Source organism: Neiella litorisoli, assembly GCF_014773395.1.
GTDB classification, from domain to species: domain Bacteria; phylum Pseudomonadota; class Gammaproteobacteria; order Enterobacterales; family Neiellaceae; genus Neiella; species Neiella litorisoli.
Genome location: NZ_JACXAF010000001.1, coordinates 266,503 through 288,027, shown reverse-complemented (window position 1 = coordinate 288,027; position 21,525 = coordinate 266,503). Strand labels below are relative to the sequence as shown.

General features: G+C 50.4%; 19 protein-coding genes. 13 read left to right on the top strand and 6 right to left on the bottom strand.

Going from position 1 to position 21,525, the window contains the following annotated elements; all coding sequences use genetic code 11:
- The first annotated feature begins 72 nt into the window (after positions 1–72).
- From ccoG to IC617_RS01285, 4 genes are all read left to right on the top strand, one after another.
- Entirely contained in the window at positions 73–1,515 is a 1,443-nt protein-coding gene (gene ccoG, locus IC617_RS01300; protein WP_191143170.1) for a cytochrome c oxidase accessory protein CcoG, read from the top strand.
- On the top strand, positions 1,466–2,509 hold the full coding sequence (locus tag IC617_RS01295) for a serine/threonine protein kinase (RefSeq protein ID WP_191143318.1): 1,044 nt from the start codon (positions 1,466–1,468) through the stop codon (positions 2,507–2,509). The genes ccoG and IC617_RS01295 overlap by 50 nt, the downstream gene beginning before the upstream one ends.
- A gap of 79 nt (positions 2,510–2,588) precedes the next feature.
- Positions 2,589–3,236 (top strand): thiol:disulfide interchange protein DsbA/DsbL, encoded by a 648-nt coding sequence (locus IC617_RS01290; RefSeq protein ID WP_191143169.1) that lies wholly within the window; start codon positions 2,589–2,591, stop codon positions 3,234–3,236.
- A gap of 41 nt (positions 3,237–3,277) precedes the next feature.
- A complete protein-coding gene (locus IC617_RS01285; RefSeq protein ID WP_191143168.1) occupies positions 3,278–3,769 on the top strand; it encodes a 2-thiouracil desulfurase family protein in 492 nt (163 codons plus the stop codon).
- On the opposite strand, the gene yihG (IC617_RS01280) is transcribed toward IC617_RS01285, so the two are convergent.
- The 3 genes from yihG (IC617_RS01280) to IC617_RS01270 all read right to left on the bottom strand — a co-directional run bounded on the left by yihG (IC617_RS01280) (position 3,752) and on the right by IC617_RS01270 (position 6,101).
- The gene (gene yihG, locus IC617_RS01280) at positions 3,752–4,642 is read right to left on the bottom strand and encodes a 1-acylglycerol-3-phosphate O-acyltransferase, YihG family (RefSeq protein ID WP_191143167.1); all 891 of its coding nucleotides are present in this window, start codon (positions 4,640–4,642) and stop codon (positions 3,752–3,754) included. The genes IC617_RS01285 and yihG (IC617_RS01280) overlap by 18 nt on opposite strands.
- Positions 4,643–4,649: 7 nt before the next feature.
- On the bottom strand, positions 4,650–5,549 hold the full coding sequence (gene yihG / locus IC617_RS01275) for a 1-acylglycerol-3-phosphate O-acyltransferase, YihG family (protein ID WP_439651243.1): 900 nt from the start codon (positions 5,547–5,549) through the stop codon (positions 4,650–4,652).
- A 126-nt stretch (positions 5,550–5,675) separates the two neighbouring features.
- A complete protein-coding gene (locus IC617_RS01270; protein WP_255522906.1) occupies positions 5,676–6,101 on the bottom strand; it encodes a CBS domain-containing protein in 426 nt (141 codons plus the stop codon).
- 224 nt (positions 6,102–6,325) lie between these two features.
- Here IC617_RS01270 and IC617_RS01265 point away from each other — a divergent pair, with 224 nt between their 5' ends.
- Positions 6,326–7,000, top strand: a complete 675-nt coding sequence (locus tag IC617_RS01265; protein WP_191143164.1) for a PilZ domain-containing protein — start codon at positions 6,326–6,328, stop codon at positions 6,998–7,000.
- Between the two features lie 27 nt (positions 7,001–7,027).
- Here the strand turns inward: IC617_RS01265 and IC617_RS01260 are convergent, their stop codons facing one another.
- Together IC617_RS01260 and IC617_RS01255 are read right to left on the bottom strand one after the other, a co-directional pair.
- The gene (locus IC617_RS01260) at positions 7,028–7,402 is read right to left on the bottom strand and encodes a DUF3192 domain-containing protein (protein ID WP_191143163.1); all 375 of its coding nucleotides are present in this window, start codon (positions 7,400–7,402) and stop codon (positions 7,028–7,030) included.
- Between the two features lie 171 nt (positions 7,403–7,573).
- Entirely contained in the window at positions 7,574–9,094 is a 1,521-nt protein-coding gene (locus tag IC617_RS01255) for a YifB family Mg chelatase-like AAA ATPase (RefSeq protein WP_191143162.1), read from the bottom strand.
- Positions 9,095–9,359: 265 nt separating this feature from the next.
- Between IC617_RS01255 and IC617_RS01250 the strand changes: the two genes are divergently transcribed.
- The 4 genes from IC617_RS01250 (at position 9,360) to IC617_RS01235 (ending at position 15,410) form a co-directional block, all read left to right on the top strand.
- Positions 9,360–10,220, top strand: coding sequence for an HDOD domain-containing protein (locus tag IC617_RS01250; protein WP_191143161.1), 861 nt, complete (start codon positions 9,360–9,362; stop codon positions 10,218–10,220).
- Between the two features lie 259 nt (positions 10,221–10,479).
- Complete coding sequence (locus IC617_RS01245; protein WP_191143160.1) at positions 10,480–12,237, top strand: S46 family peptidase; 1,758 nt, start codon at positions 10,480–10,482, stop codon at positions 12,235–12,237.
- 68 nt (positions 12,238–12,305) lie between these two features.
- On the top strand, positions 12,306–13,427 hold the full coding sequence (locus tag IC617_RS01240; protein ID WP_224745701.1) for a PA0049 C-terminal domain-containing protein: 1,122 nt from the start codon (positions 12,306–12,308) through the stop codon (positions 13,425–13,427).
- Between the two features lie 60 nt (positions 13,428–13,487).
- Entirely contained in the window at positions 13,488–15,410 is a 1,923-nt protein-coding gene (locus IC617_RS01235; RefSeq protein ID WP_191143159.1) for a sialate O-acetylesterase, read from the top strand.
- Positions 15,411–15,435: 25 nt separating this feature from the next.
- On the opposite strand, the gene IC617_RS01230 is transcribed toward IC617_RS01235, so the two are convergent.
- On the bottom strand, positions 15,436–15,945 hold the full coding sequence (locus IC617_RS01230) for a hypothetical protein (protein ID WP_191143158.1): 510 nt from the start codon (positions 15,943–15,945) through the stop codon (positions 15,436–15,438).
- A 621-nt stretch (positions 15,946–16,566) separates the two neighbouring features.
- Between IC617_RS01230 and ilvG the strand changes: the two genes are divergently transcribed.
- The 4 genes from ilvG (at position 16,567) to ilvD (ending at position 21,392) form a co-directional block, all read left to right on the top strand.
- A complete protein-coding gene (ilvG, locus tag IC617_RS01225; RefSeq protein ID WP_191143157.1) occupies positions 16,567–18,237 on the top strand; it encodes an acetolactate synthase 2 catalytic subunit in 1,671 nt (556 codons plus the stop codon).
- Positions 18,234–18,533, top strand: a complete 300-nt coding sequence (gene ilvM, locus IC617_RS01220) for an acetolactate synthase 2 small subunit (RefSeq protein WP_191143156.1) — start codon at positions 18,234–18,236, stop codon at positions 18,531–18,533. Before ilvG ends, ilvM begins: the two co-directional genes overlap by 4 nt.
- Positions 18,534–18,547: 14 nt before the next feature.
- The gene (locus tag IC617_RS01215; RefSeq protein WP_191143155.1) at positions 18,548–19,474 is read left to right on the top strand and encodes a branched-chain amino acid transaminase; all 927 of its coding nucleotides are present in this window, start codon (positions 18,548–18,550) and stop codon (positions 19,472–19,474) included.
- A gap of 73 nt (positions 19,475–19,547) precedes the next feature.
- Positions 19,548–21,392 (top strand): dihydroxy-acid dehydratase, encoded by a 1,845-nt coding sequence (ilvD, locus tag IC617_RS01210; RefSeq protein WP_191143154.1) that lies wholly within the window; start codon positions 19,548–19,550, stop codon positions 21,390–21,392.
- Positions 21,393–21,525: the final 133 nt, after the last annotated feature.

Sequence of the window (21,525 nt, the reverse complement as noted above, 5' to 3'; positions counted from 1 at the left end):
GCGTTCTCTACATAACTATTATGATGATCTTGCGGTTCCCTGACCAGCAAGCCAAGCCAGAATCAGGACGAGATGATGTCTGAGTCAAATTCAGAGCAGAAAATTCCGGTAAAACAAATTCATAGCAAGGATAAAAAAGTCAAAGTAAGCGGTCGCCGCAGTACCAAGCACGAAAAGCACAGGCCGCGCCACCGCATTTATGTGCGTGCCGTCGAGGGTGTTTATCAAAGCCTTCGTAATCGCATGAACTGGGTGATGATGGTTAGCTTTATGCTGCTGCCTTGGATCCATATTGACGGCCGCCAGTCGGTGTTTTTGGATTTCGCCAATCGCCAATTTCACTTATTCGGGCTAACCATCTGGCCGCAAGACCTGATGTTGCTGGCATTTGTCTTTATCATCGCTGCCTTTTCTCTGTTTTTCTTTACCACCTTTTTAGGGCGAGTTTGGTGTGGCTATTGGTGTCCACAAACCGTGTGGACCTTTATTTTTATCTGGTTTGAAGAAAAGCTCGAAGGGCCGCGTAACAAACGCATGCGGCTTGACGAATTGCCATGGGACTTTAACAAGCTTTGGCGCAAAACCGCCAAGCATGTGTGTTGGGTCGGCTTCTCATTATTTACCGCACTGACATTTGTTGCCTATTTTTGGGGAAGTCACGCCTCGTTTGTTGGTTTCTTCACCGGTGACATGACCTTTTGGCCCTATTTCTGGACCTTCTTCTTCACCCTTGCAACATACGGAAATGCAGGCTGGATGCGCGAAACTGTGTGTCTTCATATGTGTCCTTATGCGCGTTTTCAGTCGGTGATGTTCGATCAGGATACCTTCACCGTCAGCTACGATGCCGCCCGTGGTGAGGCCCGTGGCCCTCGCCCTCGTAAGAAAGATCCAAAAGAGCTGGGGTTGGGCGATTGTATTGATTGCGTACTCTGCGTGCAGGTTTGTCCAACCGGCATTGATATCCGTAACGGCTTGCAATACGAGTGCATTAACTGTGGTGCTTGCGTGGATGCCTGCGATCAAACCATGGATCGAATGGGTTATGAAAAAGGCCTGATTAGCTATACCACTGAGCGCCAACTAGCCGGTGGCAAAACCAATATCATGCGACCAAAGTTGCTTGGCTACGGCATGGTGCTGGTGATTATGATCACCGCCCTAATTGCCACTGCAGTGGGCCGAGACCCGCTTAAACTCGATGTGATCCGCGATCGCAATATGCTTTCGAGACTGAACGAATATGGTTTGATGGAGAATGTTTACACCCTCAAAGTGCTTAATAAATCGCAGCAAGTCCGCGACTATCAGCTGTCTGTTCAGGGCATTGAAGGCCTTGAGTGGAGTGGTGAGCAAGTGGTGACCGTGGAGCCGGGAGAAGTGTTCAGCGTGCCAGTGTCGCTGGCGATTGATCCGTACCTGTTGGAAAAGCCGATCACCGAATTGGAATTTGTCCTGATCGATGATGCGGGCAACCGAGTGGTTCAAGAAAGCCGCTTCATTAAAGGGCGCTAAGGTGACAACTGCAACGTTTGATTTTGCTGGCCTCAGTCCAGATACCATCTTAGATGCTCTTGAGTCGGTGGGCATCTATGCTCAATCTGGCCTGCTTGCACTCAACAGTTATGAGAACAGGGTCTATCAGCTGTTGGCTGAGGATGGCCGCCGTTACGTGGTGAAATTCTACCGGCCTGGGCGTTGGTCACAGCAACAGATTGTTGAAGAGCATCAGTTTGCTCTGCAATTGGCCGCGGCCGACGTGCCGGTCGTTGCGCCGTTGGTGTTTGACGGCAACACCCTGCTGCCTTGGCAAGGCTATTGGTTTACTGTGTTTCCATCGGTTGGTGGCCGCACTTTTGATGGTGACGATTTTGATGGCCTGGAGCGCATTGGCCAGCAATTGGGTCGGCTCCATCAGGTTGGTGCCAATGAGTTGTTTCAGCATCGGCCAAGTATCGATAGCAGCATGCTCAAGCAGGCCGTGGCAGTGCTAACAGAGCAGGCCGAGATCCCAGACCATCTGCGACAGGCGTTTTACCCAACGTTGATGCAACTGGCGCAAGCGGTGGAGCCGCATGTTCAATCGCTGGCCGCATTGCCGCAACTGCGACTCCACGGAGACGCCCATTTGGGCAATATTCTGATCCGTGACGAGGTGGTCAATTTTGTCGACTTGGATGACAGCCGCAATGGCCCAGCGATACAGGACTTGTGGATGTTTTTGAGTGGCCCTCGCGATCAGCAACTGGCTCAGCTCGATGCATTGATTGAAGGCTATGAAATGTTTCAGCCCTTCGATCATGGCCAATTTGCCCTGATAGAGCCAATGCGTGGCTTACGCATGATTCATTATATGGCGTGGCTGACCCAGCGCTGGTGTGATCCGGCTTTCCCACGCTCATTCACTTGGTTTAACACCATGCGCTATTGGGAAGATCAAGTGCTGGCAATGAAAGAGCAACTCGCTGCACTGGCAGAGCCACCGCTGAGTTTGTTACCAAACATTTAATGGCGTTGACCGATGACTTAGCTGTGGTAGTCTCAGGGGCTAATTATCCGTACCTAATTTCGCAAAAATGGGAATAACTATGAACAAATACCTCGTTGCGCTTTTTGCCTTGCTGGCGTTACCGCTGTCTGCATGTGCGGCGGACTACGAAGAAGGCACTCATTATGAAGTGCTACCAGGCCAACCAACTGCTGCGCCGGAAGTAATTGAATTTTTCAGCTATTACTGTGGCCACTGCTATAAATTCGAACCCATTGTTGCGGCGCTCGAAAAAGGCCTGAAGGGCACTGAGCTAAAACGAGCACACGTTGACTTCCTTTACTACGTCGACCGTTCAACCCGCAAGCGCTACCCTGAAACCGGCAAAATTGTTAGCCGTGGATTTGCTGTGGCGCAAGCATTGAAAGTGGTTGAGCCGGTGAGCGAAGAAATTTATAAGCGCCACTTTTATGAGAATCGCCAAATCTCATCGGTTGGTGATTTGCGTGATGCCTTCATTGCCGCTGGCGTAGCCGCTAAAGATTTTGATTCTGCCTACAACAGCTTCCCAGTCAATTCGATGGTGGCGCGGATGGCGCAACAAACTAAGAAGTATGGTATTCGCTCAACGCCAACAGTGATTGTTAATGGCAAGTACAAGGTGAAGCCAAGTGGGTTATCTGGCGCAGATAACTTCATTGATGAATACGTCAAATTGGTCAATTACTTAGTGGCCAAAAAAGATTAAAGCCAAAGGCCCTTCGGGGCCTTTTTTAATGCTGCCTCAGAATGCCGAAAATCCTCATTAGCAGTTGTTTGCTTGGCCAACCGGTCCGCTATGATGGCGCCGCTAAGCAGCTGCAACACCCTATTTTGCAACAGTGGTTTGAACAAGGGTTGCTGGTCAGCATGTGCCCAGAAATTGCTGGCGGACTTGGGGTGCCGAGAGCGGCCGCTGAACAGCAGGTCGATGGTCGAGTGATCACCAATACCGGTGCAGATGTCACAGCAGCTTTTGAGCGAGGTGCGCGAGCCGCATTAGCATTGGCTCAGGCGAATCAATGCCGCCTTGCTGTGCTGAAAGCAAGAAGCCCATCGTATGGCAATAATGAGGTGTATGATGGCAGCTTCAGCGGGCGTTTAATGGCTGGCGAGGGAGTTACTGCCAGCCTGCTTCGGCAGGCTGGTATTGCCGTGTTTAATGAAGATCAATTGCAGCAAGCGGCAGCCTATTTCGCAGGACTAGCGTCGACAAAGTCCCCCTTACTGCCATTCGGATAAACGCTGATCTTTGGCCTGCCAACGCTCATTGAGGCGTTGCTGAAATGCCACTCGAAACGCTTTGTCTTCAAAATAGTCACCGATCAGCTCAGGCTCTACAGACGTCACCTGCACATCCACTTGCACGGCTTTAAGTTGGCCGGTCAAGACCTGTTTAAACGCTGGCGCATCGTCATCGATACCGGGGTAATTCAGGGTCACATCGATGATATTTTCAAACTGATCACCCATCGCCGCTAGGGTGAATGCAATACCGCCTGCCTTGGGTTTCAATAAGTGCTGATAAGGCGAGCGCTGACGCTTGCGTTTCGCGGAGGTGAGGCGAGTACCCTCAACAAAGTTGACGATGGTGGTTGGTGTCGTTTTGAACTTGGCACAGCTGCGCCGAGTGCTTTCAATATCCTTGCCTTTCAAGTGTGGATTTTTCTTTAAAAAAGAGTGTGAGTAGCGGCGAATAAACGGCATATCTAGGGCCCAAGAGGCAATGCCGACAAACGGCACCCAAATTAGCTCGTGCTTTAAGAAAAATTTAGGCGGAGGTAACTGCGCTGTCAGCACCTGCATGAGCACCACAATATCAAGCCAGCTACGGTGGTTGCTGAGTACTAGATTCCAACTGTGCTGCTGTACTGGGTGGGAAAAGTTCACCGTCCAGCTTGGTTTGCTGGTGAGTTGGATGATGGCTTTGTTACCGGCAATGAACAGGTGATAACACACGTGGCTAAAGGCGGTCCATAATCGCTGTAAGGGTGGAATTGGCACCAGTTTTAAGATCCCCATTAGGGTGATCAGACTGCCTGCGACGGCAAGGTTGAGAGCCATCATCACGACAATGATGGGCGTTTTAATCACGACAGGTAAACGATGAAGCATAACGATACTACTTTGAATCGGATTCGATTAGCTGACCGAGACGCTCATCTTTTTCGGTCCAGATTTGGTTAATTCGGCGTTGGAACGCCACTCGATTTTCACTGCTACCAGCGTAATCACGAGTGAGTTCGTCATCAATTTCAATCGCGCGGATGTGTACTTTACATTGCGACAGCTTGCCACAGACAAATTCCCACATGGTTGGCGGGCGCTCGGTGTCGTAGCTAATGGTGATATCCAGAATCGAATGCAGCTGTTCGCCCATGCTCGACAACACAAAGGCAATACCGCCGGCTTTGGGCTTCAACAAGTGGTTGAAGGGCGACTTCTGGCGTTTGTGCTTTTCTGCCGTAAAGCGCGTGCCTTCGACAAAGTTCATGATGCTGACCGGCAGCTGCTTGAACTTCTCACAGGCTTTGCGGGTGGTTTCGATGTCTTTACCCGCCAGATGTGGATTCTTTTTGATATAGCTTTTCGAATAGCGTTGCATGAACGGAAAATCCAGCGCCCACCAAGCAATGCCCAGCAATGGCACGTAAAGCAGCTCTTTTTTCAGGAAGAACTTCAAGAACGGAATGCGACCGTTGAGCACGCGCTGCAAAATCAGGATGTCGACCCAGCTCTGGTGATTGGCAATCACCAAGTATCTGGCCTTAGTGCTTAACTCGGCATCAATGTCGGTATGTATTGAAAGTTTGAGAAACAGACGTTGGATAAGGCCATTTACGCTAATCCATGATGATGCACACCAATTTAAGATGCGGCTTAGCACGTTGCGTACCGCCGCGATTGGGATCAGGAGCTTGACGATTGCCAGTAAAATAAGCGGAGTGGACCAAAATATGGTGTTGATGATGTACCCCAACAAACCGAGTACACCGCGAATAACTCCCGGAAGAAAAGACAGCATGACAATGATCCCTATAAATTTGGCGTGATTTTACCCCATGCAGGGGCTGCTGTCAGGCCGGATCAGTCTGCAATAACACTGGCTGTTAATGGCGTTAGCAGGAGGAGTTGATTGTCAAGAAAGCTAAGTGGCTTTGTTACGATTGGCGACTACTTTTTTGCTCAAATCTGCTTCGATCACTTTGAGAATATCGCGCCAAGTGACAATGCCAACTGCTTTGCGATCCTCGTCGATAATCGGCAGACAAGAAATTCGATTGCGGTTAAATAAATAAATGGCTTCGAAAATGCTTGCTGTGGGCTTTAGCGTCAGCGGATCGCGGGTCATGATTTGGTGCACTGGGCGCTTTAACGCCTGACGATCTTTAGGAGTTTCGGCTTTGGTGCCAATATTGGGGCTAATGGCCAGCAGTAAATCGCGGTCCGAAATAATGCCTTCTAGGTGACCATCCTCGACCACTAACAAATGATGAAAGTGAGCGTTATCAAAGATATCTTTTACCGTAGATAAGGTATCGTCCAGCTCAACCGTCACCAGTTGAGTGTTCATAATCCGATCGATTGCCATAGTTTGAACCGTGTAAAGGTCTTTGAAAAAAGCCGATTGCTCACTCTATCGCGAGCCATACTGTTTGTAAATTATGCTGTTTTGTGAACAGTTTAGATGAACTAAGAAATGTTGCGGTGATTCAGCTTGAATACAAGCTTGGCTGGGCCTTAGCATTTTTGTTAGTGTTAGTTGTCGGAGTAGTAAATGAAAAGAATTGAACGGATATGATTCAAAAAGCCATCCATGACGATAGCAACGCTATCAGTGAAGCCTTGTTGGCTTGTCCAATTAACAGTCCACTTGAAGTCGAAGTGCTTGCCGGTAGCCATGTTTATCGGCTCCGCACCCGTCTCGTTGGTATTGATGTACCGAATGTCTTATTACTGCGTTACGGTGCGGATCAAAGCTGGCAGGATGCGCGTCATGTGATTGAAGCCGGACAACCTGTGGTGTTGCGCATGGTCAATGAAATTGGCCAGTGTCAGGTATTGGCGTTTCGTTCAACGTTGGGCGTTTCGACTAAGGTGCCGCGCAAATGGCTCACGGTGCGTTTTCCTGAAGCCATTGAAGCGGCCAACATGCGCGAGCAAAAGCGGATCCGAGTGAATTTTGGCTGTTACATTGAGTTTGGAGACAGCGGTGAGAAGCTGGCGATGGGTGATATTATCGACTTATCCAGCAAAGGATGCCGGATCGCCACAAGCCTCGAGCGCCCGATTGGAGATGGCGCTAATATCCATGTTCGCTTTAAAGGCGACCACTCCCACTTGTCGTTGCCGGGCATCGTCAGAAATGCGTCCTACGATGCCCAAGGGCGAGTCTTACACGGTATTCAATTTGATGGCCTCAGCCCCGAATTACGAGCCGGCCTTACTGAGGTGATGCTGGCCAACTACTAAGTGGACCAGCCTACCAAAACGTCTGATTTAACTCGCTTTGAGGTGAGTCAACGCGGTCTCGCCCCAACCGGTTAGCTGTTTGTTCTCAAACAACAGCGGCGTACACTCGCTCTTGGTGATTTTGCCATCGCTGTGCTTACTGTTGGTTTGGTAGTAAAGAATCTGAAAGTCTTTGTCATCAATGGTCAGGCGCTCGGTGAAATCTGGTGTGCCCATATCTGAAATCACCTGATCATAGCTTTTACCCAGTTCTAGTTTGGCGATGTCGCGGCGGTTTTCTTCTTGATGACTTCTCCAGCTTGAATTGCTGTCCCAATCGTCGTTGCCAACAGCAACAACGCATCCAGCTAATGTGTTAATGGCAATCAATCCAGCGGCAATAGCAACAACAGTGCGTTTCATCTTTATCATCCTTTTTGTAATTTTGACTAAATCAATAAAGTAACGAACTTGTTATAGCGATAGTCGTGCCAATATTTTTATTTCAATATAAACAATATGTTGGGATATTTCACTGATCTTTGTCTTGCTAGGGATTCGTCATATTTACTAACTATCGGCTAATTTAACAATTTATGTGGCGAGTTGCTGCATGAGCCGGTCGACTGCTCGGTAACTGATTGCTTCGGAAATATGGCTCGATTCTATCTGCTCACAGTGGCGCAGATCGGCAATGGTTCGGGCAACTTTGAGCACCCGTTGCTGGGCGCGCGCGGATAAGCCAAATTGTTCAATGATGCGTTGCAGTAACTGCGAATTTTCTTGGCTAAGCTGGCAATGCTGGTGCAGTAGTGCGCCCTGCAATTGGCCGTTGGCACAACCTTGTCGATCAAGCTGTAGTTGGTAGCACTGCTCGACGGTCTGTTTCACGTCGGACGAGCTAGGGCCATCAGACCGCTGCTGGTATAGGCCTTGCTCGGCCAAAGCCGGTACTTCCAACGACATATCAAAGCGATCCAGTAGTGGGCCAGATAGCCGATTAAGATAACGCCTGATTTCATCTGGCGTCGAGCGGCATGCCACATTCGGATTGCCCCAATTGCCGCAGGGGCTTGGATTCATCGCCGCAATGAGCTGAAATTGAGCCGGAAAATCAAGTTGCCGCGCCGCTCTTGAAATGGTGATTTGACCGGACTCTAGGGGTTGTCGCAACATGTCTAAAACATGACGGCTAAATTCGGGGAGTTCGTCTAGAAAAAGCACGCCGCGATGGGCAAGGGATATTTCGCCAGGTTTGGGTTGGGAGCCGCCACCAACTAATGCCACCGCACTGGATGAATGATGAGGCGATCGAAACGGTCGCTGACGCCAATTGCAGGCTTTGAAGCCTTGGTGGCTAATGGAATAAACCGTTGCGCTTTCAAGTGCTTCTTGATCATTCATGGCTGGCAAAATCCCAGGTAAGCGACTGGCGAGCATGGTTTTGCCGGTTCCTGGAGGTCCATAGAACAAGAGGTGATGGCGCCCAGCAGCAGCAACGGTTAATGCCCGCTTGGCCTGCTGCTGGCCAATCACATCCTGCAAATCAGGATGATCGGCGCCGATGGCGGTTGCTGATTCTATTGCTGCGTTAGCCAGTTCTTGTTTGTCATTTAGCCATGCGGTGACGGTGAGTAAATGATTGGCGACAAGGCAATGATTAGCCTCAACTAATGCTGCTTCGGCACCATTTTGCTCGGGCAATAATAGTTGCCGATTCGCTTGCTGCGAGCTGACCACCATTGGAATGATGCCATGGACTGGGCGCAACTCGCCCGACAGCGCCAGCTCGCCTGCGAGCTCAATGTTTGCCAGCTTGTCACTTTGGCACTGCTCGGAGGCGGCCAGAATGCCAATGGCAATCGGCAGATCGAAGCGCCCCCCTTCTTTGGGTAAATCAGCTGGCGCTAAATTGACGGTGATACGCCGAGCAGGCCAGTCAAATCCAGCGTTGATCAGGGCGCAGCGCACCCGTTCTTTGGCTTCTTTAACCGATGTTTCTGGCAAACCCACTATCGAGAAAGCCGGGAGGCCTAGGCTTAAATGGACTTCAACAGTCACGGCAGGTGCGTCCATGCCGATCACGGCACGGCTATGAATGAGGGCGAGATTCATCACTTGTCCTTGTGGTTTTGGTAGCCGCAATCCTTGCGAACTCATATCGCTAGTGAGTATAGGTCAAATAATGCTCAGTGCTGCGGAACATAGTCATCGAACGAAAGGACTCCCCTGAAAAACTGGGTGAAGTCTCAATGACTGGCTAATAAATGTTCTACTCTCAAACAAGCGTTAGTCTGAATTCCCCTTAATGTGAGTCAATTCGATGAATCAGAATGGCGCTCTGTCATATGCTTAAAGAAAAACTCAAAGGTCTATGCTGATGACTCCAGATACTTTGGTGAATGACACCAAACAACTCCTATCGTTGCCAAAAGTGCTACTTAAAGCCAATGAGTTACTCAATTCCGATCGTTCAGATGCAGATGATTTGGGGACTTTAGTTAGCCATGATCCTGCTCTGGCAGCGCAAGTACTTAGGCTTGCAAACAGCGCTTCGTACCGGCGAAGTCGAGCTGTTGATAGCCTCTCTCAAGCCACTACTGTGCTCGGCACGGATGGGCTGAGAAACCTTATTTATGCATCCAAGTCAGCTGAAATATTCGATGGCATATCCTCGGATTTGATCGATATGACCAGCTTTTTCCATCGCAGCATCTATGTAGCGGCATTGGCTAAAAGGCTGGCTGTCAGCTGTAAAATGGGACGTGGTGACGACCAGTATTTGAGTGGTTTGTTTAATGACATTGGCAAGCTGGTGTTGTACTCCCAGCAACCGGTATTGGCAGAGGAAATTTTACGCCAAAGCGAGATCTCTAAAACGCCGATTCCAGAGGTTGAGAAAGCCAAGTTGTCGTTTACCAGTGCAGCAGTCAGTGCCGCCCTGCTGAGACAGTGGCATTTACCTGAAACCATTTGGGGGCCTATTGCGCAATTGCATTGTCGTTCGTTAACCAAGATGAAAGCTGAGACCATGCTGCTTCGCTTGGCCATCAACATTACCGATAGTATTGAGCCCGAGTTGAAAAACACTATTCCGCCAGAACAGGTCGCGCTGCCAACTGACTTGTTGGCTTATTTTGATCTCGACGAGGTTGAAATCGGAGTGGCGGTTATGGCGGCGAATAGCGAATGCGATGATGTACTTGCCATCATCAATCAGCAAGGCCCCATGTTCTGCTAACGAATGTTCTGCTAAGTCTCGATGCCAAAAGCCTGCCCTAGTCCATACCCGGCGATGAATTGTGCAGCGTTGGGCTGAGCCCCTGTCACACTAAAATTTACATGTTTATTTACACTTAAATTGCCGCAGATTTTGCCATCGGATTGAGTCCGGTGGCAGTATGTACAGCCATGTCGAGAGCAAGCTTCAGGGCTTGCTTGGCGGCAGTAAATAATAAAAACCTTCAAAGCAATAACCGACAGTCAAGAGAACTATCCAAATGAAACGTTTACTCATTGCTGTAAGCGCTCTGGCCGCATTGGCCGCGCAAGCAGATGAAGGCATGTGGCAACCGCATCAAATGCCGCAAATTGCCTCACAATTAAAAGCCAAAGGACTGGAGCTGGACCCAAACAGCTTGAGTAGCCTTGATAAATTCCCAATGAATGCAGTGATCAGCTTAGGCGGTTGTACGGCATCATTTGTGTCGCCTAAAGGCTTAGTGGTGACCAACCACCATTGTGCTTATGGCTCAATCCAGTTTAATTCCACGCCCGAAGCCAACTACTTGCAAGATGGTTTCCTTGCCAAAACTTATGGCGAGGAACTGCCAGCAGCGCCTGGTTCGCGAGTTTACATTACCGAGTCGGTGACCAATGTGACTGATCAAGTTGTTGGCGCCATTCCGGCCAACGCTGATGGTGCCACTCGTTATCAGCTGATTGAAGATAATCGTAAAGCCTTGGTTGCCGAATGTGAAAAAGCCGACGGTTACCACTGTAGTGTGCAGAGCTTCCATCATGGCTTGGAATACTATTTGGTGAAGAAACTGGCTATTCGCGACGTTCGCTTAGTGCATGCGCCAGCCCTGTCTGTGGGCAAGTTTGGTGGCAGCATTGATAACTGGATGTGGCCGCGCCATACCGGCGATTATGCTTTCTATCGCGCTTATGTCGGCAAAGATGGTAAGCCTGCCGATTACAGCAAAGACAATGTGCCATTTGAGCCGGTGAGTCACCTGACCGTGTCTGCGAAAGAACTCGATGAAGATGATTTTGTTATGGTGGCGGGCTATCCGGGCCGCACGAACCGTTACCGCACTGCCGACGAAGTGAAGTACGCCTTCACTGAGTTTTATCCAATGGCGAAAACTCTGCGCGAAGATCTGATGGATATCATCAAGACCACTGCGCCTGAGGGTTCTGATGCTCGTATTCGCTACGAAAACACCTTGGCCGGTTTGGACAACTACGCCAAAAACTATCAGTCGATGATCGATATCTACGCCAAAAGTGACTTCCAGCAGCGCAAAGAAGCATTGGAAGCCGATCTGGCCAAGTTGGATGCCATGTACAGCAACACTAAGGTGGGGGACGAAGCGACTCGTTTGGCTTGGATGGAAGCCGATTTAGCGACCTTGGAAAAAACTGACGACGCCATGCTTGAGTTCGCTAAGGCCATGCATGACACCACCATGGCCATGGAAAAAGAAGAAAAAGCTCATGATGGCGAGTTGCAGAAATGGCGCCCGCGTCACATGCAGGCCTTGATTGCTTATGCCAAAGAACAAGGCAAACCAATCTATGCCGATGCCAACTCCAGCTTGCGGATTTCCTATGGCTCGGTGAAAGGCGTTGAACCTCGCGATGGCATGTACTACACGCCGTTCACCAAAGTCGAAGGCATTGTTCAAAAAGAATCCGGTGAATGGCCGTTTAATGCCCCTGCCGAGCAACTGAAGCTGATCGCTGAGAAGCAGTACGGCAAGTTTGTTGACTCGCAGTTGCAGTCAGTGCCGGTGAACTATTTGTCGACGGTTGATACCACAGGCGGCAACTCTGGCTCGCCAACTTTCAATAGCAAAGGCGAATTGATTGGGTTGTTGTTTGATGGTACGACCGACTCGATTATTGGCGACTGGGACTTTGACGAAACGCGTAACCGTTCGATTCACGTCGACACTCGGTACATGCTGTGGGTCATGAAGCACCTTGATGGAGCAGACAACTTGCTCGATGAAATGAACATCGTCTATTAACTCATTCTCATTAAGCGCGCCAAATGGCGCGCTTTTTCTATCTATGCCTGATAAAGGAACATCAGTTGATGAAACAGAACATGAGTCGGCTACTGGCACTAAATTCTCGCCTCCTATTGGTGCTGCTTGCGTTGCCTCTGGCGGCTTTTGCTGACGTTGAAGAAGCGCGAGTTGATAAAGCCATTGCTGCGATGCCGCAGCTATTGGCGCCGTTTGACTCAGAATTGGACAAGATTACTAAAGGTATTTCTGCGGCCGAACTGGATCAGGTTGCGATTGCTGGCTGGCAAACCGGTAAGCAAGTTGCCCAGTCGCAAGGTGATGATCGTGGCTTGTATTGGTTTCGCTTGGCTGGCAAGCAACGCATTCGCCAATTACCGTTGACCGAAGCTGAAAAAGCGCCGCTGCTGCAGCGTTTTGAACGACTAACTCGTGGTATTGAACAAGTTGATTTCGGTAATGCCGACAAGCGAATTTTGCTCACCGGTTTTGACCCGTTTTTTCTCGATCGCAACATTAAGCAGTCCAACCCCTCCGGATTGGCTGCCTTGCAATTGGATGGCACTGAGTGGCAAACAGCCACCGGCAAAGTTCGCGTTGAAACCGTGCTGATCCCAGTGCGCTTTGCCGATTTTGACCAAGGCATGATCGAGCAGTTGGTTCAGCCCTATTTGCAAGACAACAGCATCGACATGTTGGTGACCGTCTCCATGGGCCGCGATCATTTCGATTTAGAGCGCTTTCCGGGTAAGCGCAGAAGCTCTGTTGCGCCAGATAATCTCAATGTGTACACCGGCGCAAACGCGAGCAAGCCGCTTATACCGCCGCTGTGTCACGGCCCATTGCTGGGACCTGAGTTTGTTGAGTTTTCGCTACCAGTAAAAACCATGCAACAAGCCGCTGGCGATTTTCAGATTAATGATAACCGTGAAGTGGAAACCCTCACAGGAACTTTTGAGGCAAACAGTTTAGAGCAGTTGCGCGAGCATACCGCGGTACAGGGCGGCGGTGGCGGCTACTTGTCTAACGAGATTAGCTACCGAACCATCCGAATGCGCGATATGTTTAACGCTGATTTGCCGGTGGGCCATATTCATACCCCGCGCATTAGTGGCTATGACAAGGCAAAAGAACAGGCGATTGTTGAGCAAATCACAGAAATGTTAATGCATGCTGCAGTAGAATTGTAAACGGTTACATTTGGGCGACTGCAACGACAGCGCTCCAGCAATTCTATGACAGGAAAGTTAATGTTTGTTCGAACCTTATTACTGGTTATTTTAATGGGGCTGAGCGGCGCTATCTCTGCAGCCGCCATTTCATCGTCATCAATCGAAGTCAGCCCGTTGGTGTCATCGCACATGGTGTTACAGCGTCATGTGGCAAATCCGATCAGCGGCAAAGCGCCAGCCGGAACCGAGTTGGTGGTGTCTTTTGCTGATATCCAATTGACCACTCAGGCCAATTCCGAGGGTTTGTGGCAGGTTGAGCTACCGCCAATGAGCGCAGGTGGACCTCATACTCTGGCAATCCGCAGCGAAATAACGATGTCCTTCGATGATATTTACATCGGTGATGTCTGGGTCGCCTCCGGTCAATCCAATATGGAATGGAAGGTTGGCAATGATATCAACAATATGGCGGCCGAAATTGCCGATTCAAATTATCCGCTGATCCGCTTCGCCGAGGTCGCTAAGGCATTTTCACCCAGCCCGCTTGACCAGCTGCAGCAACCACTGCATTGGCGGGTCGCATCGCCAGATACCGTAGCCGACTTTTCGGCAGTAGCGTGGTTTTTTGCCAAACATGCGCAGCGTCATGAAAACGTTGCTATTGGCATCATCGACAGCACTTGGGGTGGCACTCCTGCGGAGGCGTGGACGCCTGTGGCGCAGCTATTGAGTTTGCCTCGCTATGAGGCTTTAGCTCGTGATGTCATGACCAATCCCCAACAATGGCGCCAGCGAATAGCCAGCAATCAACAGCTCGAAGCTCAAAGATGGCAATTGATTGAGCAATTAGATGGTGATCTTGCAAAAGGCGTTCATTTGCCAAATTTTGATGATAGCCAGTGGCTGCGGATTGCATTACCCAACAACGAGCCATTGACGGACATCGTCTGGTTGCGCAAATCGTTCAACCTTGAGCAGCTGAATCAACCCCTTGTACTTGAGCTGGGTTCGGTAGTGCAAAACGCCCATGTGTTTTTAAATGGCCAATTAATTCATACCAAAAACTGGTCGTCGTCACTGGAACAGTTAGCCCTTGACCCTGCGGCGTTGCATGTCGGTCAAAATGTACTGGCGCTTCGAGTCAGCAATGATTGGGATAACAAGGTCTATGTTGGCAAAGCCGACCAGGTGCGCTTACATGTCGGCGACAACAGTTTCGACTTTACTCAGGGCTGGGCTTACAGCAATCAGATTTCTCCCCCACTGCCAGCGGTCGAGCGAATTCATTGGAACCCATCGATGTTGTTCAACGCCATGATCAAACCACTGACCTCACAGCCGATTAAAGGCGTGATCTGGTATCAGGGAGAAAACAATGTCGGTGAAGCAGGCTACTATCAGGCGTTATTTGGCGAGCTAATTAAGGGCTGGCGAACAGCTTGGCAGCAGCCAGAATTACCATTTGCATTCACTCAATTAGCGAATTTTCTGCAGCCCAACCCATTGCCTGTGGAAAGCCAGTGGGCGCAACTCAGAGAAGCGCAGCGACAAACCTTGGCGCTCGATAATACGGCAATGGCAGTGACCATTGATATTGGTGAAGCCGACGACATTCACCCGCGCAACAAACAAGATGTAGGGTATCGACTTTGGCTTGGTGCCAATGCGTTGGCTTACCGGCATCCTCCTATCATCGCTAGCCCCATGCCTAACAAAGCTCAGCAGATTGGTACCGACCTGGTGATCCCGTTTGATTTTGCCGAACAGGGGCTCAAGCTCAGCCATGGCGACAAGTTAATGGGCTTTGCCATCAAGCCACGGAATGGTTTGTGGCAATGGCAGGATGGCAAGATCCGCGGCTCCCAAGTTATTTTGCCGCTGCCAGCGGAGGTTAAGTCTGTCGAAGCGGTGCGTTATGGTTGGGCGGATAATCCAGAGGTCAATTTGATCAATGGCGCAGGGTTGCCGGCGACGCCATTTGAGCTGACGCTCGCCGACTGAACTTTGTCATGATCTGCAATGGGTTTTACAGTTGCTGCTGCGAGGATGAGCGAGCAACCACGGCTATTTTGTTGTCCGTGACCGCAGCAAATGTCTCGTAAACCCGTTGCAGTTTGCTTTGATAACGCGCTTCTTCGAGCTCGATCATTTCTGTTAATTGCTGCGCGCGGGCATATTGGGTGTCTTGCTCATGGCGCAAGTTGCCTGCGTAGCTGCTGGCAAACAGCGCTTTTTCGCGCGCTTTTTGCAGGGGCGTGACGATCGCTTGATATTCGTTTCGAACTTGTTCGAGTTCGTGGTGAATGGTTTCCGTGGTGGCTGCGATCACTTCATTGTTGGCCACGGTGCGCTCAACGCAGGCGAAACCGCTAATCCCGCCGATAACGGATAGGCCGAGCAACATGGCGATCAATAGCATGCTGTTTTCGGGTGGCTTATCGGCTTTCAAATAGGTCATCACCACTTTTGCGCCAACCAACAACATAAAACCGAATAAGACCACAAAGCCGAATTGGATCAACTCAAACTGATGCATATCTGCTCCTTGTTCTCAGCGCATGAGCTGAGATAAATCGTGATGGTGCTTGTTGGTGGTGAGCACTTGTTAAAAATGGATAAGAATTGTGCAAACCCTAGTCGATGCGCTCTGCTGCAACATGATCAAAGTCATGGTTTTTCAGCTTTTAACAATAAAAGGCCTTTATTAACAACTGGATAACATAGGTGTTTGACACCGCTGTTGAGCCCAGTGGGTTACTACAAGTCTGGTAACTAATTCTCATTCGTCAACCGATTGCTGGAGATGAAATATTTTTGGCAACAAAAAATTTGCACCAAAGGCAAGCCTGTGTTTGAATTAACCACCTTAGCCGCTGTAAATCCTTGGTTACACCCAATGGAGCCAACTGAAACAGCGCTTTAACTGGAACGGCTTCTGCCAAAAGAATTGAATAATGACTCGTAAACTAATGTCTCTCGTGCTGATTCGCATTGTCGTGGTGGTGATTACCAGCGCGCGGGGGACTCGTTAGCTTACGATTCAAGCTGAACAACAAACCCCCGCGCTGAAAGGCTCGGGGGTTTTTCTTTGTCTCCAGCCAAACTTCAGCTCCGCAATGACCAACAAGCGCGGGAATAACGAGCAAGGAACAACAAGATGACAGGCGCAGATTTAGTGGTACAAACGCTCGCCAACCTTGGGGTAAAAACCATTTTTGGTTATCCAGGTGGCGCCATCATGCCCGTGTATGATGCCATTCATCGCGGTGATATTGATCATATCCTGTGCCGCAATGAACAAGGGGCCGCGTTGGCAGCCGTGGGCTTTGCTCGTGCCTGTAATGATGTTGGCGTTTGCCTTGCGACATCTGGCCCTGGCGCAACCAACCTGATCACAGGCTTGGCTGACGCCATGCTCGATTCGGTGCCAGTGGTGGCGATTACCGGTCAAGTCGCCAGTCCGCTAATTGGTACTGATGCCTTTCAGGAAGTGGATGTTTTGGGTCTGTCGTTGAGCGTCACCAAACACTCATTTTTGGTGGAAAGCGCGAGCGAACTGCAAAGCACTCTGGAAGAGGCATTTATCCTTGCTCGCAGCGGTCGTCCGGGGCCGGTCTTAGTTGATATTCCAAAAGATATTCAAGTTGCTGCATTGCTGGGTGGCCCCGCTTCTGCGGACGCTGAGCCAGCTGAATCAATTGCAGATGAGCCGTTAGAACAAGCCGCGGCACTGATCCGTCAGGCCAAACAGCCGATTTTATATGTCGGAGGCGGTGTCGGTATGGCGGGTCCGCAAGCTGTTGCAGAGTTGCGTCGCTTCGCTGAGCAAACCGGCATTCCGAGTATTGTCACCTTAAAAGGTATTGGTACAGTTGAAGATAGCCGTGACTATCACCTCGGCATGGTGGGTATGCACGGTACTAAAGCGGCAAATTTAATGGTGCAAGAGAGCGACTTGCTAATTGTCGCTGGGGCTCGTTTTGATGATCGGGTGACCGGCAAGCTCGATACCTTTGCCCCCAACGCAAGTGTGGTTCACTTCGATATTGATCACTGTGAGATCAGCAAACTGCGCCATGCTCATGTTGGTTTACTGGGTGATCTGACCGATGGCCTGAAACGTCTTGGCGCCAAGCTCGCGGAACAGCCCGGTGAAGACTTATCGCCTTGGCAGCAACGAGCGCTGGCAGAAAAAGCGCAGCACCAATGGCGCTATGACAAGCCGGGTGAAAGCATTTATGCGCCTAAGTTGCTGAAGTTACTATCCGAGCAGCTACCAACTGATTCAGTGGTCGCTTGTGATGTCGGCCAACATCAAATGTGGGTCGCTCAGCACATGTCCTTCTCACTGCCATACAATCACCTCAGCTCTGGTGGCTTGGGCACCATGGGCTTTGGTTTGCCTGCGGCAATTGGCGCCCAGTATTCCCGCCCTGATGCCACTGTGGTCAATGTGACCGGTGACGGCTCGTTCATGATGAATGTGCAGGAGCTAGGAACGATTCGCCGCTACGGCTTGCCGGTGAAAATCCTGCTGATTGATAACGAACGCCTTGGCATGGTGCGCCAATGGCAGCAATTGTTCTTTGATGGTCGCTTTAGCGAAACCATTTTGTCGGACAACCCTGAGTTCGTCACGCTGGCCAGCGCCTTTGGCATTGCTGGCCGCACCATTACCCGCGACGACGAATTGCAACAAGGAATCTCGGATCTCGTCAATAGCCAAGGCAGTTACTTACTGCACGTGCGGATTGATGCCGAAGAAAACGTTTGGCCGCTGGTTCCACCCGGCGCCGCCAATCAACAAATGATGGAGACAGCAGAATGACGACATCCGCGCAATCAACGGCCAGCCAAGCTGGTCAACAACACACCATCAGCATTGAAGCACAGGACCGTCCAGCGACGGTTGAGCGTTTGCTACGTGTGATTCGCCATCGGGGCTATCGGTTGTGTAGAATGGCCGTCGAATCGAGTCAGGAGGACGAGCGCATTGCGTTGTCGGTGACAGTCGCCAGCGACAAATCCGTGGTTCTGCTGCAAAACCAACTCTCTAAACTGGTGGACGTTTCTTCTGTTGAAATCACGTCTGCTGAAACGAATCCACTACGTATTAGTGCTTAAAGGAAGTATCGAACATGGCTGCAAAAGCTGAATTTATCTGGTTCAACGGCGAAATCATGCCTTGGGAAAATGCCCAGGTTCACGTGTTGAGTCACGCTATCCACTACGGCTCATCGGTTTTTGAGGGTGTCCGTGCGTATAACACCCCGAAAGGCCCAGCAGTGTTCCGTCATCCAGAGCACACTAAGCGTTTGTTTGATTCGGCCAAGATTTATCGCATTAACATCAACTACAGCGCTGAAGAAATCATGGAATCAACCCGAGAGCTGATCCGCCGCAATGACCTGAAAAATGCGTACATCCGCCCGGCCGCGTTCTTGGGTGATATCGGTTTGGGCTTGCGTGCCAATCCAGAAGCTAAATCTGACGTGGTGATTGCTGCGTTTGAGTGGGGTAGCTACTTGGGCGAAGGCAGTTTGGAAGCAGGCGTTGATGTGGGTGTCTCAAGCTGGAATCGCTTGGCACCAAACACCATGCCGACGGGCGCTAAAGCAGGCGGCAACTACTTGTCGTCCCAGCTGATTGCTGGTGAAGCCGGCCGCCACGGCTATGCCGAAGGTATTGCGTTGGATATTCACGGTCAGATCTCTGAAGGCTCAGGCGAGAATATCTTCATCGTGCGTAACAACGTGTTGTACACGCCACCTACAACGGCAGGCATCTTGCCGGGCATCACGCGCGATACGCTGACTATTCTAGCGAAAGAGCTGGGCTATGAAGTGCGCGAAGAATCTATTGCTCGTGAAGCACTGTATCTAGCGGATGAAATCTTCATGTGTGGTACCGCCGCTGAAGTGGTACCAATCCGCTCGGTTGACGGTATCCAAGTTGGCGAAGGCAAGCGTGGCCCAGTCACTGAGAAAATCCAAAAAATGTACTTCGGCTTGTTCAGTGGTGAAACCGAAGACAAATGGGGTTGGTTGGATTACGTCAACGCCTAAGACATTGATAGTTATTTGAGACCCGGCCAACGCCGGGTCTGTTGTTCAGAATTAGACGAGATTTGGAGGACGTATGCCTAGACCATTGCGTTCAGCAACAACAACCGAAGGCCGTAACATGGCCGGCGCGCGCGCCTTGTGGCGTGCAACAGGCACCAAAGAAGAAGATTTTGGCAAACCCATTATTGCGGTAGTGAACTCATTCACTCAGTTTGTACCGGGCCATGTGCACCTAAAAGACTTGGGTCAATTGGTCGCAGGTGCGATTGAAAAAGCAGGTGGCGTAGCGAAAGAATTCAACACCATTGCGGTCGATGATGGTATCGCTATGGGCCACGGCGGCATGTTGTACTCGCTGCCTTCCCGTGAGCTAATCGCCGACTCGGTTGAATACATGGTCAATGCCCACTGTGCTGATGCCATGGTGTGTATCTCCAACTGTGACAAGATCACCCCAGGTATGCTGATGGCCGCAATGCGCTTGAACATCCCCGTGATCTTCGTTTCTGGCGGCCCAATGGAGGCTGGGAAAACTAAGCTTTCCGACCAAATCATCAAATTGGATTTGGTGGATGCCATGGTTCAAGCGGCCGATCCAAATATCTCCGACGAACAAACTGAGCAAGTTGAGCGCTCAGCTTGCCCTACTTGTGGTTCTTGCTCAGGCATGTTCACCGCTAACTCAATGAACTGCTTGACCGAAGCGCTGGGCTTGTCACAGCCGGGTAACGGCTCGCTACTGGCAACCCATGCTGATCGCGAACAACTGTTCTTGAAAGCCGGTGAGCGCATTGTTGGCTTAGCCAAGCGTTATTACTTCGAAGATGATGACAGCGTCTTGCCACGAGCGATTGCTTGTCGTGAAGCATTTGAAAATGCGGTTGCGCTGGATATCGCCATGGGTGGCTCAAGCAACACGGTGTTGCATTTGTTGGCAGCCGCGCAAGAAGCAGGCGTTGACTACACCATGGATGACATTGATGCCATGAGCCGCAAAGTGCCGCAATTGTGTAAAGTGGCGCCATCAACCAACAAGTACCACATGGAAGATGTCCACCGCGCTGGTGGCGTGATTGGTATTTTGGGTGAGTTAGCACGTGCTCGTTTGCTCAATACCGAGGTTAAGAATGTGCTGGGTCAGACCATGATCCAAACATTGACCGAATACGACATCATGGTGACTGAAAACGAAGACGTTAAAACCATGTATCGCGCCGGCCCTGCGGGTATCCGCACCACCAAGGCATTCTCACAGGATTGTCGCTGGGATACCCTCGATGATGACCGCGCTGAAGGTTGTATTCGTTCGTTTGAAAATGCCTTCTCTGAAGAAGGTGGCTTGGCGGTACTGTCGGGCAACATCGCTGAAAACGGCTGCATCGTCAAAACTGCCGGCGTTGACGAAGAGAACTTGCTGCATAAAGGCCCAGCCCGCGTTTATGAATCGCAAGATGATGCCGTCGCTGGCATCTTGGGTGGCGAAGTTCAAGCTGGCGAAGTAGTGGTGATCCGCTACGAAGGTCCAAAAGGCGGTCCGGGCATGCAAGAAATGCTGTACCCAACCAGCTACCTCAAGTCGATGGGCTTAGGTAAGAAATGTGCTCTGCTCACCGATGGTCGTTTCTCGGGTGGTACTTCTGGCCTGTCGATTGGTCACGTAAGCCCTGAAGCTGCATCAGGTGGCATTATTGGTTTGGTAGAAACTGGTGATGAGATTGCCATTGATATTCCAAGTCGCACCATCGAGCTGAATGTTTCTGAGGAAGAGCTAGCAGCTCGTAAAGCGGCGATGGAAGCGCGCGATAAGCCATGGCAGCCGGTCAATCGCGAGCGTGTGGTTAGCAATGCATTGAAAGCGTATGCAATGCTGGCAACAAGTGCGGATAAGGGTGCGGTTCGCGACACTAGCAAACTGTAATCCTCTGCGCCCTTGAAAATATCTCGTCGTTGATGGCGGCAACTAACCCCAGTCACGTAGTTATCTACGCTCGTGGGGCTTAGTTGCCTTATCGCCTCGATATATTTCCAATAGCTTTGAGGATGTTGGAGCA